The sequence below is a fragment of the Bradyrhizobium sp. 190 genome (genome assembly GCF_023073415.1).
In the GTDB taxonomy this organism is placed as follows: domain Bacteria; phylum Pseudomonadota; class Alphaproteobacteria; order Rhizobiales; family Xanthobacteraceae; genus Bradyrhizobium.
In genome coordinates, this window is sequence record NZ_JADPJL010000012.1 from 769,877 (window position 1) to 787,725 (window position 17,849).

The 17,849-nt window shown below is 62.5% G+C and carries 23 protein-coding genes; 13 read left to right on the top strand and 10 right to left on the bottom strand.

The features are described from left to right. Position 1: 1 nt before the first annotated feature. A complete protein-coding gene (locus IVB22_RS12730) occupies positions 2–1,093 on the bottom strand; it encodes a hypothetical protein (protein WP_247517648.1) in 1,092 nt (363 codons plus the stop codon). Positions 1,094–1,317: 224 nt separating this feature from the next. Between IVB22_RS12730 and IVB22_RS12735 the strand changes: the two genes are divergently transcribed. The 3 genes from IVB22_RS12735 to IVB22_RS12745 all read left to right on the top strand — a co-directional run bounded on the left by IVB22_RS12735 (position 1,318) and on the right by IVB22_RS12745 (position 3,821). Next, the gene (locus IVB22_RS12735; protein WP_247517649.1) at positions 1,318–2,250 is read left to right on the top strand and encodes a cupin-like domain-containing protein; all 933 of its coding nucleotides are present in this window, start codon (positions 1,318–1,320) and stop codon (positions 2,248–2,250) included. Positions 2,251–2,263: 13 nt separating this feature from the next. Continuing rightward, positions 2,264–3,451, top strand: coding sequence for a GNAT family N-acetyltransferase (locus IVB22_RS12740; RefSeq protein WP_247517650.1), 1,188 nt, complete (start codon positions 2,264–2,266; stop codon positions 3,449–3,451). A gap of 178 nt (positions 3,452–3,629) precedes the next feature. Further along, entirely contained in the window at positions 3,630–3,821 is a 192-nt protein-coding gene (locus tag IVB22_RS12745) for a hypothetical protein (RefSeq protein ID WP_247517651.1), read from the top strand. Positions 3,822–3,931: 110 nt separating this feature from the next. Here the strand turns inward: IVB22_RS12745 and IVB22_RS12750 are convergent, their stop codons facing one another. The 3 genes from IVB22_RS12750 to IVB22_RS12760 all read right to left on the bottom strand — a co-directional run bounded on the left by IVB22_RS12750 (position 3,932) and on the right by IVB22_RS12760 (position 6,615). Continuing rightward, positions 3,932–4,879, bottom strand: coding sequence for a DUF5996 family protein (locus IVB22_RS12750; RefSeq protein WP_247517652.1), 948 nt, complete (start codon positions 4,877–4,879; stop codon positions 3,932–3,934). Positions 4,880–5,157: 278 nt separating this feature from the next. Beyond that, positions 5,158–5,757: an NAD(P)H:quinone oxidoreductase gene (gene wrbA, locus IVB22_RS12755; RefSeq protein ID WP_247517653.1), complete on the bottom strand. Its 600-nt coding sequence runs from the start codon at positions 5,755–5,757 to the stop codon at positions 5,158–5,160. A gap of 159 nt (positions 5,758–5,916) precedes the next feature. Continuing rightward, on the bottom strand, positions 5,917–6,615 hold the full coding sequence (locus IVB22_RS12760) for a pirin family protein (protein WP_247517654.1): 699 nt from the start codon (positions 6,613–6,615) through the stop codon (positions 5,917–5,919). A 116-nt stretch (positions 6,616–6,731) separates the two neighbouring features. Here IVB22_RS12760 and IVB22_RS12765 point away from each other — a divergent pair, with 116 nt between their 5' ends. The 3 genes from IVB22_RS12765 to IVB22_RS12775 all read left to right on the top strand — a co-directional run bounded on the left by IVB22_RS12765 (position 6,732) and on the right by IVB22_RS12775 (position 9,398). After that, positions 6,732–7,643 carry a LysR family transcriptional regulator gene (locus IVB22_RS12765; protein WP_247517655.1) on the top strand — a complete coding sequence of 304 codons (912 nt, stop codon included), beginning with the start codon at positions 6,732–6,734 and terminating at the stop codon, positions 7,641–7,643. Between the two features lie 260 nt (positions 7,644–7,903). Next, positions 7,904–8,893, top strand: coding sequence for a tripartite tricarboxylate transporter substrate binding protein (locus tag IVB22_RS12770; RefSeq protein ID WP_247517656.1), 990 nt, complete (start codon positions 7,904–7,906; stop codon positions 8,891–8,893). Positions 8,894–9,017: 124 nt separating this feature from the next. After that, positions 9,018–9,398, top strand: coding sequence for a hypothetical protein (locus IVB22_RS12775; protein ID WP_247517657.1), 381 nt, complete (start codon positions 9,018–9,020; stop codon positions 9,396–9,398). Here the strand turns inward: IVB22_RS12775 and IVB22_RS12780 are convergent. The 4 genes from IVB22_RS12780 to IVB22_RS12795 are packed head-to-tail and all read right to left on the bottom strand — an operon-like array spanning position 9,395 to position 12,388. Next, positions 9,395–9,880, bottom strand: coding sequence for a YbaK/EbsC family protein (locus IVB22_RS12780; protein WP_247517658.1), 486 nt, complete (start codon positions 9,878–9,880; stop codon positions 9,395–9,397). The two genes, IVB22_RS12775 and IVB22_RS12780, sit on opposite strands and share 4 nt — an antisense overlap. 1 nt (position 9,881) lies before the next feature. Next, positions 9,882–10,628 carry a haloacid dehalogenase type II gene (locus tag IVB22_RS12785; protein ID WP_247517659.1) on the bottom strand — a complete coding sequence of 249 codons (747 nt, stop codon included), beginning with the start codon at positions 10,626–10,628 and terminating at the stop codon, positions 9,882–9,884. Continuing rightward, complete coding sequence (locus IVB22_RS12790) at positions 10,625–11,467, bottom strand: dienelactone hydrolase family protein (RefSeq protein ID WP_247517660.1); 843 nt, start codon at positions 11,465–11,467, stop codon at positions 10,625–10,627. The genes IVB22_RS12785 and IVB22_RS12790 overlap by 4 nt, the downstream gene beginning before the upstream one ends. A gap of 36 nt (positions 11,468–11,503) precedes the next feature. Then, positions 11,504–12,388, bottom strand: coding sequence for an amidohydrolase family protein (locus tag IVB22_RS12795; RefSeq protein ID WP_247517661.1), 885 nt, complete (start codon positions 12,386–12,388; stop codon positions 11,504–11,506). Between the two features lie 106 nt (positions 12,389–12,494). Between IVB22_RS12795 and IVB22_RS12800 the strand changes: the two genes are divergently transcribed. The 5 genes from IVB22_RS12800 to IVB22_RS12820 all read left to right on the top strand — a co-directional run bounded on the left by IVB22_RS12800 (position 12,495) and on the right by IVB22_RS12820 (position 14,984). Beyond that, complete coding sequence (locus IVB22_RS12800; protein WP_247517662.1) at positions 12,495–12,971, top strand: MaoC family dehydratase N-terminal domain-containing protein; 477 nt, start codon at positions 12,495–12,497, stop codon at positions 12,969–12,971. Positions 12,972–12,985: 14 nt separating this feature from the next. Next, positions 12,986–13,435: a MaoC family dehydratase gene (locus IVB22_RS12805; RefSeq protein ID WP_247517663.1), complete on the top strand. Its 450-nt coding sequence runs from the start codon at positions 12,986–12,988 to the stop codon at positions 13,433–13,435. Between the two features lie 233 nt (positions 13,436–13,668). Then, positions 13,669–13,794, top strand: a complete 126-nt coding sequence (ykgO, locus tag IVB22_RS12810; RefSeq protein WP_002718645.1) for a type B 50S ribosomal protein L36 — start codon at positions 13,669–13,671, stop codon at positions 13,792–13,794. Positions 13,795–13,944: 150 nt separating this feature from the next. After that, entirely contained in the window at positions 13,945–14,544 is a 600-nt protein-coding gene (locus IVB22_RS12815; RefSeq protein ID WP_374207507.1) for a tetratricopeptide repeat protein, read from the top strand. Positions 14,545–14,702: 158 nt separating this feature from the next. Further along, on the top strand, positions 14,703–14,984 hold the full coding sequence (locus IVB22_RS12820; protein WP_247517665.1) for a hypothetical protein: 282 nt from the start codon (positions 14,703–14,705) through the stop codon (positions 14,982–14,984). A 51-nt stretch (positions 14,985–15,035) separates the two neighbouring features. On the opposite strand, the gene IVB22_RS12825 is transcribed toward IVB22_RS12820, so the two are convergent. Then, a complete protein-coding gene (locus IVB22_RS12825; RefSeq protein ID WP_212417885.1) occupies positions 15,036–15,215 on the bottom strand; it encodes a hypothetical protein in 180 nt (59 codons plus the stop codon). A gap of 264 nt (positions 15,216–15,479) precedes the next feature. Here IVB22_RS12825 and IVB22_RS12830 point away from each other — a divergent pair, with 264 nt between their 5' ends. Then, positions 15,480–16,445, top strand: a complete 966-nt coding sequence (locus IVB22_RS12830) for an alpha/beta fold hydrolase (protein ID WP_247517880.1) — start codon at positions 15,480–15,482, stop codon at positions 16,443–16,445. Positions 16,446–16,718: 273 nt separating this feature from the next. Continuing rightward, complete coding sequence (locus IVB22_RS12835; RefSeq protein ID WP_247517666.1) at positions 16,719–17,012, top strand: antibiotic biosynthesis monooxygenase; 294 nt, start codon at positions 16,719–16,721, stop codon at positions 17,010–17,012. Between the two features lie 238 nt (positions 17,013–17,250). On the opposite strand, the gene cycA is transcribed toward IVB22_RS12835, so the two are convergent. Further along, complete coding sequence (gene cycA, locus IVB22_RS12840) at positions 17,251–17,643, bottom strand: cytochrome c-550 CycA (protein ID WP_247517667.1); 393 nt, start codon at positions 17,641–17,643, stop codon at positions 17,251–17,253. Positions 17,644–17,849 lie beyond the last annotated feature (206 nt).

A 17,849-nucleotide genomic window follows, 5' to 3' on the forward strand; every position in this document is an offset into this window, starting at 1 on the left:
CTCAGAGCTGCGCCCGCACCGCTTCGGCAACATCCTTCCACCAGCCGTCGAAATCGAATGGCAAGTGTACCGGCGGCCGTTTGACCACCGAAGCGATCCGGTCGGCATAGGCCTCGTTATCGGCGCCGCGCGCGACCAGCGCGATGGCACCGCGGCCGATCAATTCCTTGAAGCGCGGATGGTGGTCGAATTCCTCCGGTAGCACAGGGCCGGCGACGATCAGCGGACGGCCGGACTGCACGCAGGTCAGAATGCTGGAGCGCCGCGCCGTGAGCCCTTCATCTAACGGATAGCAGAATGCGTCGATCTCGCTGAACAGGCCGAAGACCTGGTGATCAGAGGCGACGAAGCCGGAGACGATCACGTCATCGGCGATGCCGAGTTCCCTGGCGCGGGCATGAAATTCCTCTTCGACCTTGTCGACGCCGCGAATGAAGGAGCCGATATAGACGATCAGCGGTTTGAGCCCGCGTTGTTTCAGGATGGCGCCGATCTCGAGCAGCGCATTGGGCTGCTTGCCCGGATAGATCGATCCGAAATGACCGATCAGCAGCCGACCATCGCCTTTCGCAGCGATCAGGCGATGCCGCAATTTCGAATCTTCAATTCCGGCCGGGGCCTCGATGTTCGGCGGCAGTGGTGCCAGCACGCTCTTTCTGGCGGTCCAGCCGAGCAGGCGGTCACTGGCCAGCTCGCGCTGCACCAGCGGCGAGAACATGATGATGGTGTCGGCCAGCAGCAGCGCCGGCATGTAGGTGATGCGGCGCAGCCAATGCAGCCCGCTCCATTCGTGCTGAACGAGGACGGCCTTGCGCCGGCGCAGCCGGGCGATCGCCATCGCCGCGAGCGGTGCGAATATCACGCGCTTCCAGGCCACGATCGGGAAGTTGCAGACGACGCTTTGCGCCGTGCCGACCGCGTGCCAGATCTCGGAAAGCGAGCCTTCGCTGCGCGTCAGGGTTAACGTCGCGCTGGTTCCAGGCTCGAGCTTTTCGATCGTCTCCTGCAACAGGCGGGTGAATTGGCCGACGCCGCAATGCATCTGCGGTCCCGCGCCGAGAAACAGCGCCCGATATCGGGTTTCTCCAGTCATCGTGCGGCGGGGTTTCCAGGAACGGTCGGCGTTAGCCATACATGCCAGACATTAGCTTCCGGTAAGCGGCGGCGTTCGCCCGGCACCGTTCTTGCCAATCCGACCGTGAAGATCGTCCGGCCGTCTCATAACGGGACATCGGGCGGCAATGCAATGGCCGCAGGCCGCGATTTCGGGACAGCCGGAATGGGCGGCGGGCAGGCAACGGAAGCAGGAGCGCGGCGATGACGGGCAAGATCTTCAGCACATGGGATGAGACGCATTCCGAGCTTTGGAGCCACCAGCCGATCCGGCTTGAACACCAGATGCACAAATCGCCGGCGTTCTCGATGGACGAACTCGCCCAACTGATCGAGAGCTATCCGCGCGAGCACTACAGCCTGGTGAAGACGGGCGCCAAGGGATCCAGCCGCGTGTGGCGCGAGGGCGATATCGGTAACCTCTCCGGCCGGCAGGTCATGGAAGCGATCTCCCGCGGCGGCCTCTGGCTCAACATGCGCAATGTCGGCGCGGTCGATAGCCGTTACCGCAAGTTGATCGACCGGATGTTCGAGGAGATCGCGGCCAAGGTGCCTAGCTTCGTGGTGCCGAACCACCAGGCCGGCATTCTGATCTCCTCGCCGGACGCGCAGGTCTATTATCATGCCGATTTGCCGGGGCAGGGGCTGATCCAGATCGCCGGCCGCAAACGGGTCTATGTCTATCCAAACACCGCGCCGTTCATCAAGCCGCAACACCTCGAGGACATCGCGCTGTTCGATGTCGAGGTCGATTTGCCCTACGCGCCCTGGTACGACGCGCATGCGCAGGTGTTCGATCTCGAACCCGGCCAGATGTTGAACTGGCCGCTGAACGCGCCGCACCGCGTCGAGAACCTCGGCACCGTCAATATTTCCATGACGGTATCCTACGGCAACGACGATATCCGCCGCGCCCAGATCGTCCACCTCGCCAACGGCTTGCTGCGTCATCGCTTCGGCTACACGCCGAAGACCAGCAATCTGCGCGGGCCCTCCTTCTTTGCCAAGAAGGTGCTGCAGAAGCTCGTGCGCGACAGCAAGTGGGTGAAGCGCGAGCGCAACGCCCGCCGCGCGATCGATTTCCGTCTCGACGCCACTGAGCCCGGCAAGATCGTCGATCTGCCGAAGGCGGCATAAGGGCGCAACGCCGATGACGGTGCTGACGACCAATGCGGGACGACTGGATGCGCGGCCAACGAGCCGCGCGGCCGGATTCCGCGTCGAACTCGTGCACGACTGGAAACAGGCCGTCGCGCGCTGGCATGACATCAGCCCGTCGACACCGTTCCAGCATCCGCAGTGGTATGACGCGTGGTACGGCGCTTTCGCTGGTGCCGAGGGCGTGGCGCCTTTAATCGCTGTTGTCACAGATGCATCGACCCACGAGCCGGCGATGCTGCTGCCGCTGATCCGCCGCCGACAAAACAAGATCACAACGATCGAATTCGCCGATCTCAATCTGACCGACTACAACGCACCGATCTTGGGCAGCGCCGCGCCGCGTGATGCCAAAGCGATGCGCGCGCTGTGGCGCAGCCTGCTGTCGGCGCTGCGCCGCATGCCTGAGGCGGCCGATCTCATCCGCCTTCGCAAGGTGCCAATCGATCTCGATGGCAGGCCCAACCCGCTCGCTTTGCTCGACACCGGCGGTCCGTGCTTGCTCAACGGCAATCTCGTCACCACCGGCGAGGATTACGACGCCTGGCGCTACACACTGCAAAAAGTCGTGCGCACGGAGCTGCAACGGAGCTGGCGCGTCTTCACGCGCGATCCCGCCGCATCCTTTGCGATCGTCACCGATATTAGTGAAGCGTTGCGGATTCTCGCGACCACCGAGGTTCAGCAAGCCGCGCGGATGCAGAGCCTCGGGCGGAACTACGTCCTCAATGACGAGACCTGCGCGGCATTCTACCGCAACCTGGTGCGCAATGGCGTCGGCAATGGCTATGCGCTGGTCTCGGCGCTCACGGTCGGCGATGAGATCGTGGCGACGCTGCTCGGCATCAGGACCGGCTCGCGCTTCGTGATGGTTCGCATCAGCAATGCCGGCGAGAAATGGTCGAACTGTTCGCCGGGCCGGCTGATCATCGAGCGCACCATGGCAGCCCTGCACAGGGACGGCGTGCGCGAGTTCGACTTCAGCGTCGGCAATTACGCCTACAAGCGCCGCTTCGGCGTGACGCGGCTGCCGCTGATCGACATCAGTGCCGCCTTGAGCTGGCGCGGATGGCCCTTTGCCTTACGCGACCGCGCGGTGGGTATGGTACGAAACCGTCCGCAGCTCGATGCAAGGCTGCGACGCGTGTTCGGTAAGCCGTTGTCACACGAAGAGAATTGAGCGTCGTGGCTGGAGTTCCACGGCGGTGCAAATCTGTCACACATGCTGGGATAGTGGGGACGTTCTCGCTGTGTTCGCGAGAGTTCATGATCGCCTGCGGGCCTGAGGCGTATGCTGCGCCTCGGGTCAGGGCCTAGTGGTGAATGCTTTCTTGAATGTCTTCTTGGGGAGAGCCGACATGCCAGCCTACATCCATCATCACGACGATATCGAGCCGGGCTTCGTCATCTGTCCGAGTTGTGTAGGGCTCGAAATGTATGTGCGCGACGTCGAGCCGCATTGGAGCATGGCGAAGATCGACTTCACCTATGAATGCGCCGACTGTGGCGCCGAAGTTCGCCAGACCATCGTGAAGCCGCTGCGGCATTAGCTTGGGGAAGCCGTAGGGGGGCAAGGGCGCATCGCGCCGTGCCCACCTTCCCATCGCAAAATAGACGGGGATGGTGGGCACGCGCGTTGCGCCCACCCTACGCAGCAGCCCTAAACCTGCCGCACCACACCTGGCTTGCCAGGATCACACTCCAGCGCGTCGCGATCCCAATTTGCTGATACTGCCGCGGCCTCATAGGTGCTTTGCAGGAAATCGAGCAGCGCCTTGTCGGGATTATCAGCCGTGCGCACTGCATCGTAGGGCAGGATGAATTCGCCCAGCGCTTCACTGAAGAAGGCCGTATCGGGGCGCACCTTCGCTGCGCGGAAACCCGATGGCTCGGGATAGGCATAGGAATAGAACGCAGGATAATCGATCGCGCCGCCGCCCGGCCAGAAACCGGCGCTGCTGACCTCATGTGAATAGGCTTCATGTGCGACTGCGTCGGGCAAATGCGGCACGCCGCCGGGATGACGCGGCGCGCGACGGCCGGAGAAGCGCGTCACCGCGAGATCGAAGCTGCCCCAGAAGAAATGTACCGGGCTCGCCTTGCCGAGGAATCCGGTGCGGAATTGCTTGAAGACGCGGTCGCAATCCACGAGAATTTGCAGGAAGCGCCTGACGGCGTCGGCATCGTAGGAAGCGTGCGTGGTGTCTTCCGAGAATTTTATCGGATCGGGCAGTTCGTTCGGTATCTCGTCGATGGCAACGGCAATGCCGAGTTCGCTAAGAGCGGCAAGCGTGGCGGTGTAGAAGCTGGCGACGGAATGACCCGGCAGCGCAAAGTGCCGCTGCGTGCCGTCACTGGTCGAGATGCGCAAACGATGATCGATGAGATCGAAATCGATCTGGAACGTTCGCCCGCCGTTGGGCACCGGCGACGTCGTCAATCCGCGCGGTGTGACATACAGCGCCACGTGCCAGGAATGATTGAGCCAGGGCGATTTGGTCAGCCGGATCTTGCCGACGATCTGGGTCCAGAGCTGCAGCGACGCACAGGTGTCACGCCACGCCGCGGTCGGCAATTCCGGCCACGGACCTTGCGAGTTGTTGCTCATGCCAGAACCCTGTGCGTGCTTGCCGGGAAGGCGGAAGGCGTAGCACGAATTCACGCGGCCTTTAAAAACCGCGGCTCACGATTTCGTGCATTCCCGGCAACGCCGTTGCCCGCGCGAGGCGCGGTAAAGGCTCCTGCACCACCAGCGCCGCGCCATTGCCTGCAGCGGCCGGCGTGCCAGTTGAGCGATAAAGAGAATCTCAACCATCACTGAATTCATCGTCTCCTACGGATACAGATATGGCGGCATTCCCGAACGAGAATGCCGCCAATATCGCATCAGCCATGCAGTTTGCTGGCGGTCTCCGCGATCACGCGTCCTTGATAGCGCGCGCCGGCGAGTTCGTTCTCGCTCGGTTGGCGGCTGCCGTCGCCGCCGGTGATCGTGGTGGCGCCATAGGGCGCGCCGCCGGTAACTTCGTCGAGCTTCATCTGGCCGGCGAAGCCGTAGTTCAGGCCGACGATGGTCATGCCGAAGTGCAGCAGGTTGGTGATGATCGAGAACAGCGTGGTTTCCTGCCCGCCGTGCTGGGTCGCGGTTGAGGTAAAGGCACCGCCGACCTTGCCGTGCAGCGCGCCCTTGGCCCAGAGGCCGCCGGCCTGGTCGAGGAAGTTCGCCATCTGCGACGCCATCCGGCCAAAGCGCGTGCCGGTGCCGACGACGATGGCGTCGTAGTTCGCAAGATCCTCGATCGTGGCGATGGGGGCCGCCTGATCGAGCTTGTAATACGAAGCTTTGGCGACTTCTTCGGGCACCAGTTCCGGCACGCGCTTGATGTCGACGGTGGCGCCGGCTTTGCGTGCACCTTCTGCAACGGCATTCGCCATCGCCTCGATGTGACCGTAGGCGGAATAATAGAGCACGAGAACTTTGGCCATGATGGCTTTCCTTTTAGGTTGGGTTGATGTGAAGTGTTCGAGAAAAAATCAGTCGTCATGCCCGGGCTTGGCCCGGGCATCCACGTCTTCCTTCGCGTCAAGTCGTGGATGGCCGGGACAAGCCCGGCCATGACGGCGGTTGGTTACGATCGATAGCCCTTACGCCGCGTCGACCAGCACCAGTTCGGAATCTTCCAGCGCGGTAATCGTCAGCTTCGCCTCGTTGCGGATCGCAGCACCATCGCGGGCGTTGATGCGCACACCGTTGACTTCGATGCTGCCGGCCGCCGGCACCAGATAGAGATGACGCGCCTTGTGCGGTTCGTACTCCGCGCTCTCGCCCGCCTTCAGCGTGGTGGCGAGCACCCGCGCATCGGCCCGGATCGGCAGCGCATCCCTGTCGCCGTCAATGCCGCTGGCGATGGTGACGAGCTTGCCGGAGCGATCCGACTTCGGAAACGGTTTCGCGCCCCAGGTCGGCTGGCCGCCCGTCGTCGTCGGTTCGATCCAGATCTGGAAGATCTTGGTCTTCGAAGGTTCCAGATTGTACTCGGAGTGACGAATGCCGCTTCCGGCGCTCATCACCTGCACGTCGCCGGCTTCAGTCCGGCCCTTGTTGCCGAGCGAGTCCTGGTGCGTGATCGCGCCTTCGCGGACATAGGTGATGATTTCCATATTGGCGTGCGGATGGGCGGGAAAGCCTGAGTTCGGCGCGATCTCGTCATCGTTCCACACCCGCAAGGAGCCATGTCCCATATTGTCGGGATCATAGTGGCTGCCGAACGAGAAGTGGTGCTTCGCTTTCAGCCAGCCGTGATCGGCGCTGCCGAGTTTTGCAAAAGGTCTGAGTTCGATCATGGGATTTCTCCATTGCTTGCATTCCGATGGCCATTGGATATGCCGTGCGGCGTGGTATATAAATAGAAACTATTGAAACTCATTGTTTCCAAAAATGAGCCATAGAGGCGATTCGTATGCCGAAGCTCCCGGATTTCGAGGCGTTCGCGATTTTCGCAAAAGTCGTGGAGTTACGGTCGTTTGCAGCGGCCGCGGCCGAGCTGGCGCTGTCCAAGGCGACGGTGTCCAAGGCGGTGAGCCGGCTGGAGCAGCGGCTCGGCGCGCGGCTGTTCAACCGCACCTCGCGGCGGCTGGCGCTGACCGATGCCGGGCAGAAGCTCGCCGAGCGCGCCGCGCGGCTCCTGGCCGATGGCGAGGACGCCGAGAACGAAGCGTTGTCGCAATCGATGGCACCGCGCGGGTTGGTGCGGCTCGCGGTGCCCATGACATTCGGCGTGAAGGCGGTGGCGCCGATCTTGCCGGAATTTCTCGCGGCGTACCCGGAAGTTTCGATCGACCTGCATCTGAGCGATGCGACGGTCGACTTGATCGGCGAGGGCTTCGATGCCGGCCTGCGCATCGCGCGGCTGCCGGACTCGTCGCTGATCGCGCGGCGACTATGCGCGATGCCGCGCTACACGGTGGCGGCGCCCGCCTATTTGAAGCGCCATGGCAGGCCGACGCATCCGATGCATCTCGCCCAACACAAATGCTTCGGTTACGCCTATCTCTCGACACCCGGCGTCTGGCACTACACCAACGCGGCCGGCGAGCAGGCCAGCGTCCGGCCCGCGGGCCAGCTCCGCGTCAACAATGGCGAGGCGCTGTTGCCGAGCGTCGTCGCAGGCCTCGGCATCGCCGATTTGCCGGACTTCATCGTCGGCGACGCCATCGCATCGGGCGAAGTCGAGGTGATCCTGAAAGGCTGGCATCAGCCGGAAGGCGCAGTGCATCTGGTCACCCCGCCCGGCGGCCCGCGACCTGCGCGCGTGGAAGTGCTGGCGGAGTTTCTGATGAAGCAATTTGCGAAGGGGAAGAAGCGGAAGTAGCGGCGACGGGCGTTTGCTTTCACCCTCCCCTGGAGGGGGAGGGTCGGCTCACATGGAGCGCAGCGAAATGTGAGACGGGGTGGGGTGATCTCTCAACGCGGGCACTGTTGGATGTGGAACGACCGTCACCCCACCCCGCCGCTACGCGGCGACCCTCCCCCTCCAGGGGAGGGTGAAGAGTCCGGCCTATCGCAACGTCCCCAACTTCAGGCTAGGCTGCCTCCAACAACCAAAACAAAATCACCGGGGAGAAACTGCCAATGAACCGCCGCGAACTTCTGAAGGCCGCCGCCGCACTGCCGCTGGCGCACACCGCATTCTCCAACGCCGTCTTTGCCCAAACCCCATACCCCTCCCGCAACGTCACCATGATCGTGCCGTTTCCGCCCGGCGGCCAGGCCGATCTCGCGGCGCGGCCGATCGCGCAGGCGCTGGAGCGGATCCTCGGCAAGCCCGTGATCGTCGACAATCGCGCCGGCGGTGGTGGCGGGTCGGTCGGCAATGCGGCTGCGGCGCGCGCCGAGGCTGATGGCCACACGCTGCTGATGACGCTGTCCTCGCTCGCTGTATTGCCCGAAGCCGACCGGCTGTTCGACCGCCCGGTGGCATATGAAGTCTCGCAGTTCGCGCCGATCGCGCGCGTGCTGGCCGATCCCACGCTATTGGCGGTGCCGGCGTCGGCACCGTGGAAGACGCTGCAGGAATTCGTCGACGATGCGAAAAAACGTCCCGGGCAGATTCCGTACGGCTCGTCCGGTCCCTACGGCACGCTGCATGTGGCGATGGAAATGTTTGCGGCGAGCGCCGGCATCAAATTGCTGCACGTGCCGTTCCGCGGCGCCGGTCCCGCGCTGGCCGCGCTGCTCGGCGGCACCATCCAGGCTGTTGCTTCGGCGCCGGGCACGCTGAAGCAGCAGGTCGATGACGGCAAGATGCGCGTGCTCGCCAATTGGGGCGCCGAGCGCATCAAGAGTTTCCCTGATCTGCCGACCTTCAAGGAGCTCGGCTACAAGGATGTCGAGTTCTACATCTGGGCGGGATTGTTTGCGCAGCGCGCGTTGCCGGCGCCGATCATGACGCGGCTGCGCGAAGCGATGGCGGAAGCGGTGAAGGCGCCCGAGGTGGTCAGGACGTATGAGACCGCCGGCAGCCCGGTCGCCTATCTCGATGCGCCCGACTTCGCAAAATTCGTCGCGGAAGACAGTGCGCGGCTGGTCGCGGCGGTGAAGAAGATCGGCAAGGTGGAGTAGGGAACCCGCTTCACATTTTTTTGTTCGCACCAACGTCGCGTGGCCGCATTCATTCGTCAGGCTGAACGCCGCCGCCGCGCGGAGTTCCGCGCCAACTTGAAATCGAAAAGAAAGGACTTGATCCATGCAAACGCAGCGGATTGTCCTCAGCCTTGCCGTCGCGATCGCCGGCGTCAGCGCTGTCGGCCCCGCATCTGCGCAGGAATATCGCGGAACCTGGGAACAGCAGATGGCTTGCACGCCCGACGTCTGGCGCCTCTGCGGCGACCAGATCCCCGATGTCAGCCGGATCGTGGCCTGCTTGCGGCAGAACACGCCGCAGCTCTCCAGCAATTGCCGTGCGGTATTCGAATCGAGCGCCGAGCAGCAACAGGCCTATCGCGGCCCGGGCCAACGTGGTCCTCAGCAGACCGCGCCACGCGGCCGGGCGCCGCAACAAATGCAGCCGCAGGCCGTGCAGCCGCGGCCGATGCAGCCTCCGCCCTATTATGAGGAAGACGATTAGGCCACAGCTTCGCGCTCGGCCCTGATCTCGCAGACGTCGACCCATTCGGCTCCGGTCAGTTCCGCCATGCGTGCGGGCGTAATCTTCACCGCGCTATGGGTAGAGCCTGCGGCCGGCACCACGATGTCGAACGCCTTCAGCGACACGTCGCAATAGACCGGCAGCGGCGTCTTCAATCCGAACGGACAGACGCCGCCGACTTCGTGCCCGGTGATCTCGGCGACTTCCTCGAGGCCGAGCATTTTCGGTTTCACTCCGAACAGCGCCTTCACCTTCTTGTTGTCCATCCGCGACGTGCCGGCGGCCACGATCAGCACCACGCGATCGCCGATGCGCAAGCTCAGCGTTTTTGCGATCCGCGCCGGCTCGACGCCATAGGCTTCGGCGGCCAACGCGACCGTGGCGGAGCTCATGCTGGATTCGATCACGGAGATATCGGGCGCCTTTTCCGAGAAGAAGGCGCGGACGGACTCAAGACTCATTTCAGGACCTTTGGGCAGACACCAGGGCGGGGAGCTCGGCGAGGCCATGGATGCGATGGTCGGGCGCAACGCCAAGCTTATCCATCTGGGTACGCAACGCCCAAAACATCGTCAATGGCGGCAGCGTCTCGCTTTCGAGGCAGGCCAGCGCCATCGCCTCCGGCGTCACCCGTTCGATCCAGGCGACGTTGAGCCCGAACGCCTTGGCGCCGCAGGCGTCCCATGGATTGGCCGAGATGAACAGCACCTCGGCCGGCGGCACGTGCAGCACTTCCTCGATCAGCATGTAGGCTTCGGGACTTGGCTTGAAGATCTTCTTGGCGTCCACGCTGATGACGGCATCGAGCACCCGGTCGAGCCCGCTGTTGCGCACCAGCGCATCCAGCATATCGGGGCTGCCGTTGGACAGAATCGCGAGCTTGCGGTCCTTCATCGCCGAAAGCGCCGCGCGCGCATCCGGATAGAGATCGAGGTGCAGATACTTGTCGACGATGCGCGCGAAGGTGTCGACGTCATATTCGAGCCCGAGGCTATCAAGCGTGTAGGCCAACGAGTCGCGCGTCACTTCGGAGAAATCCCGGTAGTTGCGCATCAGCGAGCGCAGCCAGGTATATTCGAGCTGCTTGATGCGCCAGACCTGGGTGATGATTTCGCCATAGCCGGGAAACGCGTCCTCGGTGACATCGGCCACCGACTGGACGTCGTAGAGCGTTCCATAGGCGTCGAACACAACGACTTTGATGGTCACGGTTGTTTCTCTTTTCCGCCGATGGTCGCATACAGGAATTTCCGCACGGCGTCGACCGATCGATCCCGCGCCTCCTCGTTGAATTCGAGGTGATGGCCCAGGAGCTTTTGGGGCGTGCGGAAATGCGGCACGTCGAAATCATGATAGGCGCCGGGATAAACCGTAAGTTCGATCGGAATCCCCTGGCCCTTCTCGCGCGAGATACCCCAGTCGTCACGGCTTTCGGCAAGGTTGCGGCACTCGTTCGCCGGCGTCCAGTCGTCGAGCTCGCCGATCAGGATCAGCGTCGGCACCGTCATGTTGCCTTTGAGGCCGAGGCAGGGAGGATAGAAGCCGATCGCCGCGCGGAATTTTTCCTTGGCGCTACGTTCGATCTCGCCGCGCTCGACCGCGAGCAGCGCCAGCATGGCGCCTTGGGAAAATCCCATCACGGCAACACGGCTCGGATCGACCGATGACTGTCCGACGATGAAATTCAGCGCGCGGTAGGCATCATACAGGGTCGGTGGCGGCGGTCCCGTACAGGCGTTCGTGATGCCGCGTGTTCCGAAGGAGTCGACAGTCAGCGTGACATAGCCCCACGCGGCAAGCAGCTTGCCCCAGCGCTCGTCGATCCCCCGCCAGCCGCCGCCGCAGCCGTGCAACAGCACGACCGCAGGCGAAGGGCCGGGGCCATCGGGCAATCGCAGGTAACCCTGCAACGCTTGCGGACCGCCCACCAGCGGGCTTTGGAATTCGACAAGGCGCGGCGGCCTGTCGGCCGCCTGCACAAGCGTAGCGCCCGCACCCCAGATCGGAAGCGCGGCGAGCAGGGTGGCAATTCTGGCGAAGTTCGTCATGAACCACCTCGCAGGTTTGCCACCGATAATACTATCTTAGATGCCCAAAATCTTCCTTGCGTTGGCCTTCAGCACCTTCGGCCGGATCTCCTCCCGGATGTCGAGCTTGGCGAAATCCGCCAGCCAGCGGTCCGGCGTAATCACCGGCCAGTCCGAGCCGAACAGCATCTTGTCCTGCAGAATCGAGTTGATGTAGCGCACCAGAATCGGCGGAAAATATTTCGGCGACCAGCCGGAGAGGTCGATATAGACGTTCGGCTTGTGGGTCGCGACCGACAGCGCCTCTTCCTGCCAGGGGAAAGAAGGATGCGCGAGGATGATCTTGAGGTCGGGAAAATCCGCCGCCACATCGTCCATATACATCGGGTTGGAATATTTCAGCCGCATCCCCATGCCGCCGGGCATGCCCGAGCCGACGCCGGTCTGTCCGGTGTGAAACAGCGCGATCGCGCCGCCGTCGTTGATTGCTTCATAGAGCGGATAGGCCATGCGGTCGTTGGCGTAAAAGCCCTGCATGGTCGGGTGGAATTTGAAGCCGCGGACGCCGTATTCCTCCATCAGCTTCTTCGCCTCGCGCACGCCGAGCTTGCCCTTGTGCGGATCGATCGAGACGAAGGGAATCAGGACGTCGAGATTGTCGGACGCCACTTCCAGCATCTCGTAATTGTTGTAGCGGCGAAAGCCGGTTTCGCGCTCGGCGTCGACCGGGAAGATCACGGCCGCGATGTTCTTGGAGCGGTAATAGGCCGCGGTCTCCGGCACGGTCGGCGGATGCTTGTGCGGCGATTTGAAATATTCCGCCATGCGCTCCTGGAAATCGTCATAGCCGTCGTCGCCATGCATGCCGCAGGGTTCTTCCGCATGGGTATGGATGTCGATCGCGACGACTTTCTCGATATCGGGCAGTTTGAGCTTGGGCATTGGTGTTTCCCGCCGGCTTGATTTTTGGATCTGGAAAATTGATTATACTATATAACAAATTCCGCAAGACGGCAGGAATAAAAGGCGGCAAATAAGGGAGTGTGGCATGGCGCAGGCCGAGGCTTTCGAGACCGATTTCTGGAAAGACGCCAATTTGCGAAAGGTCTGGGACGACATCGTTCCCGGCGAGCCGCGCAAGACCATTCCCTACACGCTGACCAAAGAAGCCATCGAGCTGTACTGCAAATCGGTCGGCGAGGATCATCCGATCTATTTCGACGAGGCCTATGCCAAAACCACCCGCTATGGCGGGCTGATCGCGCCGCCCTCGATCCACATCCTCCTGATGTTCTCCTGCACGCCGGCCGACGACTGGATGCGCTCGCCGGGAACCGTCAATGCCGGACAGTCCTGGAGCTACAACATCCCGGCGCGGCCCAATGACGTGATCACCTTGCAGGCCCGCGCGCTCGACAAGTTCATCAAGCGCGAGCGGCTGTTCGTGGTGCACGACAACGTCTTCTTCAACCAGAACGGCGATGTAATCTGTTCCGGCCGTGGCTGGACGATTCGGCCGCTGTGAGAGGAGGGCGATCAATGACTGCTACGTTCGACAATCTCTCCGCCGGCGACGTCATCGACGGCCCGAAATTCGCGGTCTCACGCGAATCCATCCGCCTGTTCTGCGATGCCTCGCTCGACTACAACCCGCTGCATCTCGACGACGACTACATGAAGGGCAATTTCGGCAAGACCAATTTCGGCGGCATCATCATGCATGGCATGAACAATTTCGGCCTGATCTCACGGATGCTCACCGATTGGGCGTGCCCCGCCGGCGCGGTTCACCGGCGGCTGGAGACGCGGTGGGTCAAGCCGGTTCGGCCCGGCGATACCATCCAGCCGTCGGGAATCATCAAGGCCAAGCAGACGACTGAAAAATCCCGCTGGGTTTTGATCGACGTGGTGGTGAAGAACCAGCGCGAAGAAAAGGTCGCGACGGGCGAGGCCCTGGTCGAATTCCCACGCGACCTGTTTTGCCAGTGATTCCGACGAGTTCTGCGGCAACGGCAGTGTGGCTTGACACCCAGCGTTAGGTCCGGAACGGGACAGATGGGCCCGAAAACGGGCCCATTCGCATTGACATCCGGTCCCGCCATGGCTTAGAAACCGCCCCGTCCCGGGCGGTTGGCCGCTTTCGGGATAAATCCCATTTTGCCACTTTCGGGTAGCTCAGGTTCGGCCTTCAACACGGCCTTTCAAAGCATCAGGATTGTCCCATGAAGGTCCGTAACTCGTTGAAATCGCTGCGTGGTCGCCACCGCAACAACCGCCTGGTCCGCCGCAAGGGCCGGGTGTACGTGATCAACAAGGTGCAGCGCCGCTTCAAGGCCCGCCAAGGCTAAGCCTTAAGGCACTGAGCCGGCTTTTTCTTCGTTTCACAGGTCTTTGACGACGTGCCGCTTTGCGGCGCGATGTTGTGCGTCTAGACTTGGCCCATGGCTTTGAGATTCCCAAGCGCCCGCAACTGCCGGATTGTGGTCCTCGCCGCTGTCATGACAGCCGTGCCGGCGGTCGCTTTTGCCCAGAGCAACACCCAGGTCGTTCCTCCGCCGAAAGCCCAGAAGAAATTGCCGGAAGCGCCGAGTAAGCTTCCCAATGTCGGCGCCGATCGCATCCGCGGGCTGGATTTCCTGTTCGGCGCACTGAAGGCCGCCCCCGATGAAGCCAGCGCCAAGCATGTCGAGGCGCGGATTTGGGCGCTGTGGATGAAAACCCCGAGCGACACGGCTGCGCTGCTGATGCTGCGCGCCAAGGCTGCGATGGAAGCGCAGAAGGTCGATGTCGCGCTGAAACTGCTCGATGCCGTCATCAAGCTGCGTCCCGACTATGTCGAGGCATGGAACCGGCGCGCGACGCTGTATTACCTGAAGAACGACTACACCCATTCGCTGGAGGACATCCGGCAGGTGCTGATCCGCGAGCCCCGGCATTTCGGCGCGCTGGCGGGGCTAGGCATGATCATGCAGGAAATCGGCGACGAAAGGCGCGCGCTGGAAGCGTTCCGCAAGGCGCTCGCCGTCAATCCGCATCTCGAGAAGGTGCCGGAACTGGTCAAGACCCTCACCGAGAAGGTCGAAGGCCGCGATATCTGATTACGAGCATGATCCGGAAAAGTGGATACCGGTTTTCCGATGAGATCATGCTCAATCAAAAAGATCCCGGTTAACCTTGATTCCCGACGAGCCAGTTCAGGCAGGAACGTCGCGCCGCCAAGCGCTATTGTCGGCTGACTGCGTGACAGGAGTGAGCCATGAAATCATTGCTGCTGGCCGGCGCGATGGTTGTCGCGACCGGAACCTGCGCTTTCGCGCAAGGTGGTTATTGGGTGGTCGGCGACCGCGCGACCGGCAAATGCGAGATTGTCACGAGCAATCCCGTCATCAACGCCCAGGTCGGCGGAAATATCTGGTTCGGAACCGGACCGTACAAATCGAACGACGATGCCAAGCTGGCCCGTTCGACTATCCGCAGCTGCCCGGCGGTGGAAGAACCGCCCGCAGAGACGCCGGATAACGAAGACAAATCCAATTAGAGCGCTTTAGAGCCGTTTCGCGTCAGGAAGCCGCGTCGACCCCAAAAGGCTCTAATGTACGGCGTTGCTGCCGCGCGCCATGCCGTCGAGGCCTACCGCCGCGTAGAACTGCGCCAGTTCGGCCTCGAGCTGCTCGTTTACCCGAAGCAGGGCCTTGAGGGCGCCGCGGATGTCGCCATTGCAACTCGCTACGATCTGATCGATGGCGGCTTCGCTTGCGTCGGAAATCATGGGTACTCCCTCCGATTGTACGCTGGAACAATTTGTAGTGAGCGCCCCTGTTCCTGTGGATGTTGGGTACAATGCAGGCGCCCGACTAACCCCCTAATCAGGCACGCGCACACATGGCGAAAGTGTCAGCGTCACTGTACAAATTTGCCGATGACATCAGTATGACCCCGCTATCCACAGGATCGGGCTTCTGTGGACAACCTCCGAACCCGCGCCGATCCGGGCCGTAGCTCGCCGGTGCAGAAAATCAGCCGGAAATCTTCGATGGTGGTGGTGATTTTCGTGGCGGCGCTGGCGGTGCTGGCGTTGGTCACGCAAGCCGGCGTCCTTCTCGCACAGCGCGCCCATCCGGCCCAGGGCAGGATGGTCGAGGTGGCGGGCGGAACCCTGCACATCCTCGATATCGGCCCGCGCGATGCGGCCGGTCCGCCGATCGTGATGCTCCATGGCGCGAGTTCCAATCTCGAGGTGATGCGGCAGCCGGTCGGCGAGCGGCTCGCCAGGAAGCACCGCGTGATTCTGATCGACCGTCCCGGGCATGGCTGGAGCACCCGCGCCCGCCTCGGGGACTCGACGCCCGAAATTCAGGCCCGCATGATCGAGGAGGCGCTGGCAAAGCTCGGCGTCTACAGCGCGATTTTTGTGGTGCATTCCTGGGCCGGCGCGCTGGGGGCGCGTATCGCGCTGGATTACCCGCAAGCCGTCGCTGGTCTCGTGATGTTGGCCCCGGTGGCCTATCCGTGGCCCGGCGGTGTCGGGCGTTACAACAGGCTGATCGCCACGCCGGTGATCGGTCCGCTATTCGCCTACACCATCACGCTGCCGCTCGGCCTCATGCTGGCGGAACCGGGCGCGCGCGGCGTCTTCCTGCCGCAGACGATGCCGGACGGCTTTGTCAAAAACACCGCCACGCCGCTGTTGCTGCGGCCGCGCGAATTCATCGCCAATGCGCGCGATCTGGTGACGCTGAAGGCGGCGGTCGCCGAGCAGGCGCCGCGCTATGCGGAGATCAAGGCGCCGGTCACCATCATCACCGGCGAGGCCGACAAGACGGTGTCGACCAACATCCACTCACGGCCGTTCGCGGCTACCGCGCCGAACGTAAAACTGATCGTGCTGCCGGGCGTCGGCCACATGATCCAGCAGGCCGCGCCCGATCTCGTCTTTGCGGAAGTTGAGGCGATGATATCAGGGACGCCGTCGGGTGCGGAAGCGGCGGCGGCCCATTGAGCTTCTGCCGACGCGCGTTCTTGCGTGATCAAGGACGACGGTGATGCCGCACGTGGCATGACCGCTCCGGATGGGATACGATCGGTCGGCGCGGGATTCCGCTGCTCGTCCCGCCAGGGATGAACCTAGAGCATGATCCGGAAAAGTGGGTACCGATTTTCCGAAAAGATCATGCTCAAATCAAAGAGATAGAGCGGGAATGACGATTCGAAGAAACGTCATCACGCTCTAGGAGTCGCGATATCGGGCAGCCGACCTTCGAGGGAGAGCGCCATGTACGCCGCCATTCGTCAGGGCAAGGCCAAGGCCGGCAAGGCCGAAGAACTCACACGCAGGATCAAGGAAGGCGCGATTCCCGTCATCAGCGGGGTCGACGGTTTCATGGGCTATTATGTGGTCTATGCGCCCGATGACACGGTGATCGCGATCAGCCTATTCAACAACTTCGCGGCGGCCGAGGAATCCAACAAGCGCGCGCTGGCGTGGATCGAGCACGATCTGGCGCCGCTGTTGACCGGGCCTGCCACCGCGATGGCCGGACCCGTGATCGTGCACACGCTGGCTTGAACGGGAGCCCTCTCAAATCAGAGCAGGCGACGTTCTCTTCACCCTCCCCTGGAGGGGGAGGGTCGCCGCGCAGCGGCGGGGTGGGGTGACGGTCTCTCCGCGTCCAACAGTGCCCGAGTGGAGAGATCACCCCACCCCGTCTCACATTTCGCTGCGCTCCATGTGAGCCGACCCACGAGCGAGCTTCGCTCGTCTCGGACCCCTCCAGGGGAGGGTGAACGACGCGCTGACCCCGCTCTCACTTCGTCTTGCCGTCCTTGTCGAACGAGGCGACATAGGCCCAGAGATCGCCGGCCTCTTTCTCGTTCTTGATGCCGGCGAACACCATCTTGGTACCGGGAATCTTCGCCTTCGGTTCCTTGATGTATTCGAGGAACACGTCCTTGTTCCAGGTAATGCCGGAATTCTTGTTGGCATCCGTATAGGAATAGCCCTCGACGGTGCCGGACTTGCGGCCGTCGAGCCCGTTCAGCACCGGACCGACCTTGTTCTTGGCGCCTTCGCCGATTGCGTGGCAGGCTAGGCATTTGTTGAACGAGGTCTTGCCGGCGGCGGCGTCCTGCGCCAGCGCGCCGGATGCTGCGGTCAACGAGGTAACGACAACCAGCGCGCTCAAAGTCGATGTTTTCATGTGGTGCTCTTCGTTTCTTCCCGGGGAGAGAGGCGAATTTCTTGTGGCAGGCCCGCTTGGAATGGACAAGCCACGAAACTTTGACAGTTTTGACCACGGCCGGCTTGTCCCAGAGAGAACTCATCGTTCGGCGGGACGGCAATCCAACTTTCGGATGGCCTACCCAAACCTTGGTAGACGTGCTTGATTTGGCATCACAAATTCAT